Source organism: Ruegeria sp. CF4 (assembly GCF_056537345.1).
The window spans coordinates 1-14,586 of sequence record NZ_JBQFRJ010000013.1 but is presented as its reverse complement, the minus strand read 5'-3'; the positions used below and the strand labels follow the sequence as shown (position 1 = coordinate 14,586).

Genomic DNA, 14,586 nt, shown 5'->3' with positions numbered 1-14,586 from the left:
GTTAAGAACCAACATTTGATTAAGCAATACGGCCATTCGTTGTTTCAGAACCTTATGGAAGCTGTGAGTTCTCCGACAACGCTGGATCCACCACCAAAGGTTGATTGAAACTCGCCGCTGAAGCCTATCGATCGGTTTCCATCTGCAGATGTATGTTCAAGCGTAAAGCCAAGAAACCCTGCAGCTGCATCTTCTGTGGAAGCTACGAAAGAAAAGGGTGTCGCTGCCACGATTGCGTCCACATCGTCGGATCCTGCATCGAAAGATGCATCTACTCCAACGGCCCAGTTCACGTAGGTGCTCGATCCATTTGCGGCCTCGTAGAGGCGGGGCAAGTTCATTTGCACCCTCGTGTTGAAGATCGAAACGTTCCGATCCTCGACCGTCAGCGGATACGCGGTTCCTGTTTCGGTATACTCATCAAGTTTCAGGAAGACATAGCTTGCGCGTGCACTGAAGAAGGCAGGAATTGGCAAGGCGTTGATGGGTGCCGAGATCGAGAGCGATGGCGAAACGAACGTGCCGTCAAAATCGCCTTTCGATTCGCCGCCATCAACGTTTCGGGTCGCTTCATTGTCGGTTACGCCAGCAAGAAGCGCCGCGTTGATGCTGTATCGTCCGTAGTCCCTTTCGAGGTAAACGCCCCCAAAATATGACCTGATATCGGTATCGCCTGCGTCTTGATCGAGCGAGATATGGCTGTTGTCATATCCGACAAGAACACCAAAATCGCTATTATCGATGAGTTCATTCGTTTCGGCTCCAACTACGAAACCGTACATACGATGGCTGAACCCAAGATTTGAACCGTCTTCTTCAACATCGCGATCTCCGCCAAAGGCCGTAGCCCAGACATATGGACCGTTATCCTGTTCGACATACCCGAAAGGACCCAGGTTTCTGCTGACCTGACCGTCCGATGACCCGGACGCATAGGGGCTGGCGGTTTCAATCGTGTTGAATACTGCGTCTGTCAGATCGCTGATGAAGGTACCTTGGGCCGCAAATCCTGTCGTATCTACCGATACCGCCGTGAGGCCGTTGTTGGCCAAAACGCCGGCCCCTCCAAAATTGACGACTTCAGGGGCGGACGCGAGGTCATTGTCGTCACCCGATGCATCAGCAAAATTGACAACCGCATTCATCCCGTGCGCAAAGTTCAACGTGTCGATGTCATTCGGGTTCGTGCCCCCCATGCCATCGTTGCCATTGCCGAAATCGACCGAACCGTTCAGAATCGAGCCGGGCTCGAGATTCAACGTGTCGTTCCCGTCGCCGCCATATACGATGGAAAAGCCTTCGCGACTGGTGATACGGGCCGAGTTTGTGATGGTTGCGGCGGCATTGTTATCACGATCTTCGATCTCGATACCGTATTCGAACGCATCAATACTTCCGGTGTTCACAATGGTGATCGAACCGGCTCCGTCCACGTCCACTTCTATCCCGTTATTGTCCAGCGAACGCAACGCTCCGCTGTTGGTTACACGAGCATCGCCGTCACCGTTTAGTTCGATATCGATCGCGTCGGAATCGGCGGTAAGCCGGGCAGAGTTCACAATGCTGACGTCGCCGCTTCCCTCGACATCCACTTCGATCGCATCGTCTTCGCGAGAGGTTATCCGCCCCGAGTTTCTAATGAAGACATCGCCATCTCCGTAGATTTCGGCGTCAATTCCCTCGTCGTTTCTTGCGGTTATGGATGCAGCGTTTGTTAGGCTTATGTTGCCATTCTCTGTCACATGGGCGAAGATTCCGTCAACTTCGGCATTAATGGTACCGGTTGCCGTAATGGTTATATCACCGTTTCCGTCTATTTCAGCGTTGATGCCATCAATGCTTTCAGCCGCTATGTCACCCGACGCTTCAACCGAGATGTTTCCGTCACCAGCAACAAAGCTGCGGATCCCGTGCTCGCTTGCTTCGATATCACCGTTCATCGTGATCGAGATGTCGCCATCACCGTCAACTTCGGCTTCGATGCCGTCATCCGAACCGGCGCGGATATCACCTGTGACCTGAATGGTGATATCACCGGAATCCTCGGCATCAGCGTCAATTCCGATTGCACCGCCAGTGATATTGCCCACCACAGTGACGTCAATCACGCCTCCGGGGCTGCCGGTTTCCACATCAATCGCATCGCTGTCGCGCGATTGGACGTCGCCCGTCACATTGACGGTCACATTCCCGTCCTCCGCGTCAGCAAAGATCGCATGTTCTTCGTCAGCAGAAATGTTGCCATTGGAATTGATGGTTACGTTGCCTGTTCCATTGGCCGCGCCGTAGATCCCGTATTCTCTGCCAGTAATATCCCCGATGCTGTCGATGACGACATCACCCGCGCCATTCACTATTGCGTTGATACCATCGCCCGCTGCTTCACCGCTGACATCGCCCCGGTTTGTAATGTTAATGTCGCCATCATTGGTCACAAGCGCGCGGATGCTGTCCCTTGCGGACGAAATATTGCCCGACGAAGTGACGCTGATATCTCCGTCTCCGCCCCTTTGGCGGGCAAATATGCCATCAGCGTTGTTGCCTTCTGTCGTGATATTTCCGGTCGAGCGGATCGTGATATCGCCGTCACCGTCGTCTTGCCGGGCAAAGATCCCACGAGCGTTGTTTCCGGTAGTCGAGAGGTTGCCCTCGGATTCAACCGTGATATCCCCATCGCCGCCATTTTGACGCGCCAAGATGGCGTTCGCGTTGTTTCCTTCTGTAGTAATATTTCCGGTCGATTGGATCGCGATATCGCCATCGTCATCGCTTTGCTGTCCAAGTACACCGCCAGAGTTGTTTCCGGCCGTCGAGATATTGCCATCCGAGACCACCGAGACATCCCCTTCGCCGCCACTCTGAAGCGCGGTGATGCCTGTTGATCGATTTCCAGCTGTGCTGATGTCGCCCGCTGAGCTGACCGATACCACGCCGTCTCCACCGTCCTGATTGGCGTAAATTCCGTCTGAACGGCTGCCCGATGTGCTTATACGACCCGCTGAAACCACTGACACATCGCCATCACCACCTTGTTGAGTAGCGCCGATACCGGCGCTTCTGCTGCGTCCGGATGTCGTTATATTGCCCGTCGAGTTAACCGAAATTGCACCGTCACCCTCAAGGTCGGATCGAATTCCAAAGGATCGACGTCCGTCGGTTGCAATGTCGCCCGTCGATGTGATCGAAACATCCCCGTCGCCGTCTGCATCCACAACAAGCCCATCGGCGCCGTTCCCCGTCGTGACAATGCCTCCGGTTCCATTCGTCTGGACGTTAAGGGTTGCGTTACCTGTTGGTGTGCTGAAAGCCACGCCGTCTGTACCACCGCCTGGTGCAATTCCCGGAGCTGTCACGTTATTGATATTGAGCGTTTCGAGCGTTGGCCCGTTTGCCTGAACACCCGTTGAAACATCTCCCGTACAGGTGGCGAGGACACCCGCAACAGTACAAGGACCATTTGGCGGAGGAACAACCGTTTGAGCAACCAAAGGAGTTGCCACTCCAATCGATGCGCCAAGACCTATCGCACCGGCTGTAACTGGAGCGGCGAAAGCGCGATATGCAGCGGATTTTCCTTGATGGTATTTGTTCGTCTGTACTTTAGAAAGTGCTGCTGCACGACGGCGCGCTTTGCGGTTCAAACCGCTTACTCGAAACATCTTGTTCACCCCTTAAGAGTGGTCTGGAAACCACCGCAACTTTTTTTGCGCGGAAACCTCCGCGTATTTGTTAGCAGCAAAAAAATGATGGCTTTTTGATGTTCCGATTAATGATATATTAACGAATTTCTGAGCGGTCTGTTGAATGATGCAAATTGATCACATCCATGCTCTGAAAAAACCGATCGACTGTAGCTCCCTACTTGGATCCCGTGGAAAGATAGAATTGTTCAAATAACATCCATCTGTCTGCATGAATGCCAAACGGTTTCAGAATTCGCGCCCACTCGAATTTCTGCAGAGCGCTCTTAGCACAAAACTTCGGATACGCGCCGAATGTCTGCAACGGGCCGACCACATCTTAGTCTGGGACATTTATGCTTCGGTTGCTGCGCAGAAGTTGAATGTCCGCTCGGTTGTGCAAACTCTTATCGGAATCAGTCAAGTTCCAGCCGGGCGATGCCAATGATTTGGGGCAACGTAGTGGTCTGCGCATGCCAGCGTTTCCGTGCCTTTGACCCGCTTTGAGACATGCTTGTTGAGAACATTGAACCTAAGATATATTTTGACTGGATTGCGAACAAAAGGGAATGTTCATGATCAGGACTATTGCACCAGGGCTCTTTGCGCTCCTCTCGGCAACCTCGGCATTCGCAACTGTTGAGTTGTATTGCGAAGCCCCTGATGGATCGGGCACAGTTGTTGGTGTCGGATTGGGAACTGTCCCTGGTCTCGCAGTCGTGAGTGCGACCATACACGCAGACGGCAAACACTGGAGCCTATCAGAGGTCGAAGGCGCGATACCAATCATCGTGGCGCAGGGGGCCGATGTCGATATGCATACCGTAATCGACTTCGCCGATCCCGAGTACAGCCGGATCGTTGCCTCGGTTCGATTGATAACAGCCGTTGAAGGTGATGATTCCGTCACCGTGGGCACGCTCACGATACCAGATATCGGTGCCTTCCCGCTGGTTTGCGAAGGGTCTTAACCGTCCAATTTTGCGTAGTGCACGGAGGTCACTCGGCGGAAGCAGTCATCTCAAATTTTGTTTTGTTCAAATGGCTGAAATGGACCGCTTTCGAAGGCACCGCAAATCCTTGCGCGCTTGAAAGAGTTGTGCAAAGCCCCGTTGCCGCTTGGTGTCAAATTGTTGGGGCGTGTGCAGAGGTCTCTGGCGATTACCCGCCCTCAGTACTCAAGTTCGGCTTGATCTGACGGGCCTCTGATCTTCCTGATAGCACAGCGTTTTCAGACTGGCTGAGAAATACAGCCGCTGGATAACGACGAACACGCACGGATGTTGATTGCGAATAGAGAGCAGGCTAAAAATTGAATAATTCGCAAATGTTGCGCAAACCGTTACACTATAGATGTCTTCGCGCGGAAATGTGCAGACAGTAAATTGAGGTCAGGCGGGTGGGTTCAAGCTGCTTAGGTAATCGCGGCGAAGAACTGGCCTGAACAAGGGTTATGGCAAATATCTTCGGTGCATTTCGGACGGATACGACGCTGACCACGGCTCAGGCCCAATTCGGCGGTGTTGGTACCACATTTCAGATCTCCTCATACAGTACGATCACCATCACTGATGGCGTTGACCCTAACATCATCGAGGGAGATGGAGTAACCAATGAGGTCCCCGATGACATCACGCAAACCTATCTGGGGAATGCAATTGCTTGGGATTATAATTACGAAGTCACAGATGGCACCAACACCTATACGATTGGCGTTTTCGACTATGATTCCAGCGGCAACAATGCGTTCGGCGGCGGAGCCGAACAAGGGTTCTTCATCGGCTTCATAGGAGATATCCCACCCCTCGACACATTGCTTACGATCACGGCGCTGGGTGAAGGAGCGTTTGCGAGCCCAATCGTGAATTTGCCTGTTCCCGACTTTGTTCCGTGTTTCGTCGGCGGAACGAATGTTCGCTTAAGAGACGGTCAAAAGGTAGTCGAGGATCTAAAAGCCGGCGATCAGGTCGAAGTTTTTGATCCCACGAATGAGGGAGCCGGTTTTGCTACGCTGCTGCGCGTGTTTCGTCGCGGAATTTCTGCTTCGGGACTAGTTGCAAACCCCAAGTTGCGTCCGGTTCGTATCAGTGCTGGAGCCTTGGGTAACGGCTTGCCCCGACGTGATCTTGTTGTGTCTCGACAGCACCGGATGTTGGTGTCTTCAAAGATTGTCGAGCGTATGTTTGGGATTTCCGAGGTTTTGGTGCCTGCGGTCAATTTAACTGCTCTGCCCGGTATTTTCGTCGATCAAGATGTGGATAGCGTCGAGTATTTTCACCTTCTTTTTGATCAACACGAGGTGATCTATGCCGAGGGCGCACCGTCGGAAAGCCTGTTTACCGGACCCGAGGTGCTCAAGGCTATCAGTACGGAGGCACGTTCAGAAATCCTGAGCATCTTTCCTGAACTTGCCGAATTCGAATACGCCCCGAAACCCGCACGCCCAATCCCATCCGCGAAGCTGCAAAAGCAATTGATCGCACGTCACATCAAGAATGAAAAATCGCTTCTTTCCGGCCACCACGCATTCTAGAAGCAGAGGTTCTCGCAGGATAGTTCAGCTTCCAATGTCTCGCAATATCCTTACCTTGATGCCTTTCTGAGAGCATTACCGATGTGCGATGCTAATGCAGCATGTTGTGTCGGTTTGTTCCCACAGCGAACGACAGCTTCGGCGGGCGGTGTCGCAGCGTCACCAACTGGCAGCCAACGGCAGGAATGAGCCGAGTATCGCTCGACCGTGTTTGATTTTTGCAGGTAATTGGTTGTGTTCCGCAGGCTTGCGAGCCACGTGCAGTTTCGTAAGTTAAGTGCCAGCATCAGAGAGGGCATGGAATGAGCTGGACCGAATATCTCGACATACACCAATCGCGCTTTGTCGAAGAGCTATGCGACTTCATCCGTATTCCATCGGTTTCAGCCAAACCCGAAAACGCGGGCGATGTTCGAAAGGCCGGGCAGTGGGTGGTTGATCGGTTGGTCACGGCGGGAATGGAAAACGTTCAGATGATGGAGACAGCAGGCCATCCGGTGGTCTGCGCTGATTGGCTGCACGCCGGACCGGAAGCACCTACAATCCTGATCTATGGCCATTTTGACGTGCAACCTGCCGAACCTTTCGAGCTCTGGTCCTCACCTCCGTTCGAGCCGACGATCCGTGGGGATCGGATCTATGGGCGTGGGGCGACCGACGACAAGGGCGCCATGTTTATCCCGATCCTAGCGGCCGAGGCTTTGCTGGCGGAGACTGGGAAGCTGCCTGTCAACGTCCGGTTTTTCTTTGAAGGCCAGGAAGAAATCGGATCCCCCGACCTTCCCCCCTTTATCGAGGCAAATCTCGACCGGCTTCAGGCCGATATGATCTTTTCCGCCGATGGCAGCCAGTGGGATACCGAGACACCGCAACTGGTGCTGGGTCTGAAAGGGCTCACCTCGCTTGAGATCTCGGTTCAGGGCGCGAAATCGGACTTGCACTCTGGTATGCATGGCGGCGGCGTCGCAAACCCGGCAATGGCCTTGGCCCAGTTGCTGGCCAGCATGAAATCGCCCGATGGTCGGATCACGGTGGATGGCTTCTATGACGATGTCGTCGATTTGACGGACGAAGACCGCGCCGCAATTGCGCGAGTGCCTTGGGATGAGGCGGCCTATCTGGCTCAGACCGGAGCCCCGGCCACGTTGGGCGAACCGGGGTATACGACACGTGAAAATTTGTGGGCACGTCCGACACTTGAGGTCAACGGGCTGACCAGCGGTTGGCAAGGGGAAGGCACAAAGACCGTTTTGCCTGCGTTGGCCTCGGCCAAAATCACTTGCCGACTGGTCGCCAATCAAAATCCCGAAAAGGTCTTTGACCTGATCTCGGCCCATGTCGAAGCTCATTGCCCGCCGGGTGTGACGGCACAGGTATCTCGCAATCCCGGTCGTGCGGACCCTTTCCTCGTACCGGCCGGACACAACGCAACCGCGATCGCGGGACAGGTCCTCGAAGAGGTTTATGGCAAACCCGCGTACAGAACCCGCGTTGGAGGCTCGATCCCTGTGATGTCGACCTTGCTGGACGAACTGGGTTTACATGCGGTCATGTTTGCGTTCGGACATGAGGATGAAAACCAACACGCCCCGGACGAGTTCTTCCGTCTGCCAACATTCCGGCGCGGCCAGACAGCATATGCGAGGTTGATGGAACGGTTGGGTGAATAGGCATCTGCAGCCTCGGTTCACCCGTTTTCACAAGCTTCCGACATCACGGCATGGGTGCGGTCAATGACATGCCGCACCTCTGGAAGAAATCGGTCTTCATGATGTGTGACCAACCACTGATCATGTTCCAGATCATCAATCAGGGGTGAGACTGGTTTCAAACCCGGCTGCGTGTTTCCGATGAAGGTGGGCAGAACTGCCCGGGCCAGCCCTGCATTTGCAAGCTCCAGCGCATTTTGCGGCGCCGTCACTTCGATGGCGTCGTCTTTTTGCGAATGCGCCTTCAACCATTTTGCCGAAGGTGTATTGGACATGACCCGCGCCCAGGTCAAAACGCTTGCGTCCGCGGCATAGACCGCAAACCGAACGCGCCCGATCTTGCGACCCGCCAGGTTGATCTCTTCTGGTCGGTGGTTTCGAATGCCGATCGCGGCCTCCCGGTGTCCGATCTTCAACACCTCTTCTGACGAGATGAAGCGCAGCCGAACCGGCATTGATCCGGTAAGCTTTCCGACTGTGCCGATCAAAACCCGTGTTACCCATGTCCCGGCCGAGATTTTGACCAAAGGTGGTGCGCTGGCGAGGCTGCTGTCAGTGACAGGTATGACGCGCGCCTCGATGCTTTCCACCTTTTTCAACAGCGTTTGACCGTCTTCGGTCAGGTCATACCCTCGCGGTTTGCGGTGAAACAGCTCAGTTCCGAGGTTACGCTCAAGCTCGATCATGCGCCGACCCAGTGTGGGTGCGCTCTTGCCGGTCTGTTCGGCCGCTGGCCCAAGCCCGCCTGCTCTGGCAACCGCAAGGAAAAGCCGCAGGTTGTCCCAGTCAAAGTTGCTTTCATTCATGAAATAAAGCTTACATTCTGTGTTGTTGATGAAAAGACTGTGATGGCTTTTTTTCTGAAGGATCAGTCACGAGGTCCACAGATGAACTTTCTCGAATCCGAAATATCTCCCCTTGGCATGGGATGCTGGCCGATCGGTGGCAAGATGTATTGGGGCGAACAGTCGCTGGGTTATACCCGATCAGACGACGAAACCTCGATTCGTACGATCCACGCCGCATTGGATGGTGGGATCACATTGTTTGACACTGCTGTCGCCTATGGCGCGGGGCATTCGGAACGTTTGTTAGGCAAAGCGTTAAAGCATCGGCCCGACGCCCTGATTGTCACAAAGATCGGGGTTGGGATCGATGAGGCAAGCAGGCAGATTTCGTTTGACCCTTTCACCCCGGATCAAGTTGGCCCTGCCGTTGATGGGTGCCTGTCGCGGCTGGAACGGGATCGGATTGATCTCTTGCTGTTGCATGTGAACGATATGCCAGTTTCCCGGGCCGAGGCAGTGTTTGACGAACTGGACCGGTTGAAAGAGGCCGGCAAGTTGCGTGCCTATGGTTGGAGCACCGACCATTCCGAAAGCGCCCGGGTAGCCTCATCCAGGGATGGATTCAGCGCAGTGGAATACGTGTTGAACGTCTTTTTCGACGCGCCCCGGATGCAACAAGTTGTCCAAGAGGAAGGGCTATTATCGCTAATCCGCTCACCCCTTGCGATGGGGTTGCTATCTGGCAAATACGATCAGAACAGCGTCATGGCGCCGGACGATGTGCGCGCATCCGGTGAAAGCTGGATGGAGTACTACAAGGATGGCAAAGCAAACCCGGATCTCATGCAACAACTTGATGCGGTTCGGGATTTACTGACTTCAAATGACCGAACTCTTGTGCAAGGGGCTCTTGGGTGGATATGGGGCCAATCTGAAACATACGTACCGATTCCGGGCGCTCGGACAGAAGAACAAATTGAGGTTATTTCAGCAGCACTGACCTTCGGTGCCTTGCCGGTTGAAGCAATGAGCGAAATACAAAGCTTGATTACACGCAACCCCAACGAACCAGACCGCCCCCGGTAACTTTAAGAACTGTATCAAAGCTTTGCACACGCAGCGAATGTCTCCTTTGACGGGCTCGCCGCTGCGACGAAGCCCACCGATCAACGGCAGCTAATGGGCCGCCCTAAACTGTTCGGGCAGGCACTGGTGACTGCGAGCACCGGCCTTAAGCACCCAACTCGTCATCTTCCGGAGAACTTCCTATACTGTCCTCAATTATGGTGCGAGGGATCGGTTTGGTTCAGGAGGTGCTTCAACGCCGGTTGGCGGCCATCGTTGCGATTGACATGGTCGGCTACAGCCGCCTCGTTCAATTGGACGAGGCTGGCACCTTAGCGCGCCAAAAGGCGATCCGTACCGATCTGATTGACCCCGCGGTGCGGGGCTTCGGGGGGCGAATTGTCAAGACGACGGGCGACGGTGCGCTGCTTGAGTTCGCAAGTGTGGTCAGCGCCGTCGAATGGGCCGTCGCGGTGCAGCGCGAGATGCCCGACTTCGAAATGGACATCCCCGAAGACCGCCGCATCGCCTACCGGATCGGTATCAACCTCGGCGAGATCGTGCATGATGGCGACGATATCTTCGGTGACGGGGTGAATATCGCGTCCCGCCTGGAAGGTTGCGCTGACCCCGGAGGGATCTGCATATCAGAGCCGGTCTTTCTGAACGTCCACGGTAAGCTCGATCTCGGCTTCGCGGATCTTGGCCCGCAACAGGTCAAGAACATACAAGATCCAATCACTGCCTTTGCGGTGCTTCCAAACCCCGAAGATGCCGGTACCGTCGTCACGGCCCACCGCACTCGCAAGCCGAACATGCGCTTCGGGATTTTTGCGTTTGCCTTGGTGCTTCTTGCTACAGGGTATCTCGCCTGGTTCTGGTTGGCACCGCCCCAGCCGGGGGGCGACTGCCTGCTGATCGTACCGTTTGCCGCTGCTACGGCCGGGGACCGACAGATCGCCGACGCCGCGACCGAGGATTTCATCGCCTCGCTGTCCCGGCTCGAGGGTCTGCAAACCGTCCCCCATGCCGTGTCCCTAGGATACAAGGGGATCGCGCCCGAGCCTGGTGAGATCGACCCAGAGACCGGCATACGCTACGTGCTCGGCGGAACGGCGGGCCGGGCGGGCGACCGGATTGAGCTGGCCGTAAACCTCCGAGATTTCGGCGACGACGGCGCGGTGATCTGGGAGGATAGCGCCCACGGGGCGCCGGCAGACGTCTTCGACTTTCTGGCCGGGCTCAAACAAGGGGCCGCCGCCAAACTCATAGGCCCCCTGTCGGCGCCGGAACGCGCCGTGTTGCGGGCGCCGTCCACAACCGATACCGGCGCGTTCATGGCCTATGCCGAGGCCGAAAGGTTCCTTGCCAGCGGGAACTTCTTCGAGATGGAACAATCTCTCCCTCTCTACGAATACGCGATCGAGCGGGATCCCGAATTTCTGGCCGCGCATGCAGGTTATGCCACCGTAAACTTCATCATCTGGAGCCGCAGCTATAACACCATCCGATATACGCTCGACGCGCTCAAGGAAGCGGAACGGACAGTCCGCTATATCCTCGACGTCGACGACACCCATCCAGATGCCCTCGGGTTTCAGATCGGCATCAAAATCGAGAAACGCCAATGGAATGCTGCCTTGACCGAGGCCCGGGGTGCCGTCTTCCTGCAACCTGATGAACCCCGGCTGCGGTACGTGTTAGGCCAGGCTCTTCTCGCGGCCGGGCTTTATGACGAAGCGCGCACCGAATTCACAGCCTACCAAGACCTTTCGCCCCGGCTCAATGCTTCGGAAATGCGAGAGCTCGCCTTTCATCGATTTCTCCTGGACGAAACCGACCTGGCGCTTGCGCTTCTGAATCGTGTACCGCCCGAAGAAAGCGATCGGATCGACCAGTACATATTGGCAGCGGCGGCACATGCCCGGAAAGGAGACATCGAGATCGGGAAACAGTTCATGGACCTGTTTTTGAAGGAAACAGTCTGGAACAACCTCCTTTGGCAACAGGGTTACTTCGGACGGTACTCGGACCCGGCTCTCTTTGCGTTGTGGGCCGAAGCGCTTTCCGCCGCCGGAATGCCAGCCTCGCCATTTGATTTCGAGAAGGGACGGGAAGCCGACAGATTGAGGCATGACGAATTGGTCGCGCTCTTCTCGGATGAGTACGAGGAAATTGTCGACACCGGCCCCTTCGGTACACCCTACCGGCAGGATCGCCCGTCCAAGGGGGTGACCGTTATGTTTTTCGGCTGGATGGATGGCCAGCCAATCACGTCGCGTTGGGTGATCCGGGACGGTCAGTACTGCCATCGCACGAAGGCGGTCCATGTCGACCGCGAAGAGTGTAACAACGTCTACATCGATCGGGAAAAATCGACTGACGCAGTCAAATACGTCGCAAATGTCTATTCCTTCGGTGTATTCGAGTCCGAATTCCGGCGCCGGGTAGACTAGACGGCGCTAAGCATATGTTGCATGGTCCTGTGCAAAATAGAACTGCTGTGAGTTCATCCAGCTTCTTATTTTGCGTTTGCCGCGAATGTCCGCAAGGCGGGCTGCACTCGCGGCATTCCAAGGCTCCGGCCAAGGTCTGATCTGGGCCGTGATAATGCGTTTTCAAGCCGGGCGCTCATCAGTTTGAACATAATTGAACCATGTGGAAATTCTTATCGTTCTTCCCTAACCTTCCTTAAGGGGGAGTCATTAGTGAAACGTCGACTCACGGTCATTCTTGCTATCGATGTAGTCGGCTATTCCCGCCTCATGAGAGACGACGAGGCGGGAACACTAAGAACTCTCAAAAGGCATCGTTCGGAACTAATTGACCCCAAGGCTATTCAATACGGAGGGCGAACCATCAAACTGATGGGCGACGGGGCGTTGATGGAATTTACCAGCGTTGTGGATGCGGTTCGTTTTGCAGTCGAAATACAGTGCGGCATGCCCGAAAGGAACTCTGGTGTTCCCGCTGGCGACCGAATTGAGTTCCGCATCGGAATCAACGTTGGAGACGTGATTGATGAGGGCGGGGACATTTACGGGGACGGTGTAAACCTTGCTGCAAGGATCGAAAGCCTTGCTCAACCCGGTGGAGTTTGTGTTCACCGCAACGTCTTTAGCCAGGTTCGCGGAAAACTGGATCTGGACTTCGAAGATTTGGGCCGAGTGAAGGTCAAGAATATTGAACTGGCTGTACCGGTCTTTAACGTAGAGCTGAATGAAAAAGCGACGCGGCTGGTATCTTCTGTCAAGATCACTAAGCCAAACCGAATTCCGTCCGCTGCCCGGGCGGCTGGTGTTGTCTTTGTTGCTCTAATCCTTGTTGTCGGACTAGTCGTGTGGCGCTTCAACGCACCTGATTTTCAGCCGGTGAAGATAGCAGAAATGGAACGTCCGCTGCCGGATAAGCCGTCGATTGCCGTGTTGCCATTCAGTGACCTGAGCCAGGGTAGCGACAAGGGCTACCTCAGCGACGCGATCAGTGAAGAGATCATTGCCAAACTTTCCCGCTTTCCTGAGTTTTTCGTAATCGCCCGAAACTCTAGCTTCTTCTACAGAGACAAGTCGGCAGATCTTCGCGATATCGCCAAGGAACTGGGCGTGCGGTATGTATTGGAAGGCAGTCAGCAAAAGTCAGGTGACAAGCTTCGCGTGAATGCGACCCTCATAGACGCGGCGGCCGGGAATGCGATTTGGACTGATACGTATGATCGCGACATGGTGGACATCTTTGCGCTGCAGGATGAAATCACCCGAACGATTGTCGCGACACTGGAACAGAATATCGACCTCGCTGAATACGACCGATTGCTGCGTCAACCCACTCAAAGCCCTGGGGCATATGAGCTTGTTTATCTGAGCCGCGCGGAACGGTTGAAGTTCACACCGGCAGGCAATCAAGAAGCCAAACGGTTGGCTGAAGAGGCTATCGAGCTGGATCCGGCCTATTCGGTTGCCTATTTCAGCCTCGCCTGGGTGCATATCAACTGTGATCGCTGGGGATGGTGTGCCGATCGACCGCGAAAACAAGCCCTCGACCTTGCCTTCGCGGCGGCTCGCAATGCTGTTGAGCTCGATCCTGACAGTTCTTTGGCGCATTGGGTTCTCGCTCACACGTTCATGCAGGCCAATAACCTTGAGCAAGCCGAAAAAGAGTATGACCGCGCCATCGCGCTTAACCCCAACTCGGCAGGTGTATTGGCGGGTTCCGTTGAAACGCTGGTTTACCTTGGCCGCGCGAACGAGGCTGTTGAAAGACTCCAAACCGCGATCCGTCTGAACCCCCATCATCCAGATTGGTACCTTTGGAGCCTCGCCTGGGCGCTGTATTTCACCGGTGAATATGAAGCTGGTCTCGAAGCGATAGACCGGATGACGAAAATACCTAACTTGGCGCGCCGTACGCAGGCGGCACTGTACGTACGATCGGGGCGGCTTGAGGAAGCCAAAGGCTCGATAGACAAATTGCTGGAAAATCAGCCTAACTATACGATTGAGGACCAACGACACAGTCTCAGCGGAAAGTTCTTAGATAAAAGCGTTCCTGACGGCTTTATTGACGATTTACGTGCTGCTGGATTGCCGGATCGGCGCGCTGATTGATGGTTTTGATACGGACTAATTGTAACTTGAATGATTATTATGCATCGCGTGGATTTGCATCACGGTATAATCCGCGACCTCAACGAGACACGCTTATTGAGAACTGTGAACCTAAGATATATTTTGACCGGATTGCGAACGAAGGGAAATGCTCATGATCAGGACTTCTGCGCTGATGCTCTTTGCTCTCTTCTCGGCAACCTCGGC

Annotated in this window: 8 protein-coding genes; 6 read left to right on the top strand and 2 right to left on the bottom strand. The window is 54.8% G+C overall.

What is annotated here, in order from left to right; genetic code table 11:
• Positions 1-44 precede the first annotated feature (44 nt).
• Entirely contained in the window at positions 45-3,500 is a 3,456-nt protein-coding gene (locus tag ACR0NF_RS19245) for an autotransporter domain-containing protein (protein WP_480778794.1), read from the bottom strand.
• A gap of 755 nt (positions 3,501-4,255) precedes the next feature.
• Between ACR0NF_RS19245 and ACR0NF_RS19240 the strand changes: the two genes are divergently transcribed.
• The 3 genes from ACR0NF_RS19240 to ACR0NF_RS19230 all read left to right on the top strand — a co-directional run bounded on the left by ACR0NF_RS19240 (position 4,256) and on the right by ACR0NF_RS19230 (position 7,883).
• Positions 4,256-4,651, top strand: a complete 396-nt coding sequence (locus ACR0NF_RS19240) for a hypothetical protein (RefSeq protein WP_480668135.1) — start codon at positions 4,256-4,258, stop codon at positions 4,649-4,651.
• A 482-nt stretch (positions 4,652-5,133) separates the two neighbouring features.
• Complete coding sequence (locus ACR0NF_RS19235) at positions 5,134-6,213, top strand: Hint domain-containing protein (RefSeq protein WP_480778793.1); 1,080 nt, start codon at positions 5,134-5,136, stop codon at positions 6,211-6,213.
• 302 nt (positions 6,214-6,515) lie between these two features.
• Positions 6,516-7,883: a dipeptidase gene (locus ACR0NF_RS19230; protein WP_480468869.1), complete on the top strand. Its 1,368-nt coding sequence runs from the start codon at positions 6,516-6,518 to the stop codon at positions 7,881-7,883.
• Between the two features lie 17 nt (positions 7,884-7,900).
• Here the strand turns inward: ACR0NF_RS19230 and ACR0NF_RS19225 are convergent, their stop codons facing one another.
• The gene (locus tag ACR0NF_RS19225) at positions 7,901-8,728 is read right to left on the bottom strand and encodes a LysR family transcriptional regulator (RefSeq protein WP_480468870.1); all 828 of its coding nucleotides are present in this window, start codon (positions 8,726-8,728) and stop codon (positions 7,901-7,903) included.
• An 81-nt stretch (positions 8,729-8,809) separates the two neighbouring features.
• On the opposite strand from ACR0NF_RS19225, the gene ACR0NF_RS19220 reads away from it, so the two are divergent.
• The 3 genes from ACR0NF_RS19220 to ACR0NF_RS19210 all read left to right on the top strand — a co-directional run bounded on the left by ACR0NF_RS19220 (position 8,810) and on the right by ACR0NF_RS19210 (position 14,379).
• Positions 8,810-9,796 (top strand): aldo/keto reductase, encoded by a 987-nt coding sequence (locus ACR0NF_RS19220; protein ID WP_480778792.1) that lies wholly within the window; start codon positions 8,810-8,812, stop codon positions 9,794-9,796.
• 197 nt (positions 9,797-9,993) lie between these two features.
• Positions 9,994-12,231 (top strand): tetratricopeptide repeat protein, encoded by a 2,238-nt coding sequence (locus tag ACR0NF_RS19215; protein WP_480778791.1) that lies wholly within the window; start codon positions 9,994-9,996, stop codon positions 12,229-12,231.
• Between the two features lie 252 nt (positions 12,232-12,483).
• A complete protein-coding gene (locus tag ACR0NF_RS19210; RefSeq protein WP_480778790.1) occupies positions 12,484-14,379 on the top strand; it encodes an adenylate/guanylate cyclase domain-containing protein in 1,896 nt (631 codons plus the stop codon).
• Positions 14,380-14,586 lie beyond the last annotated feature (207 nt).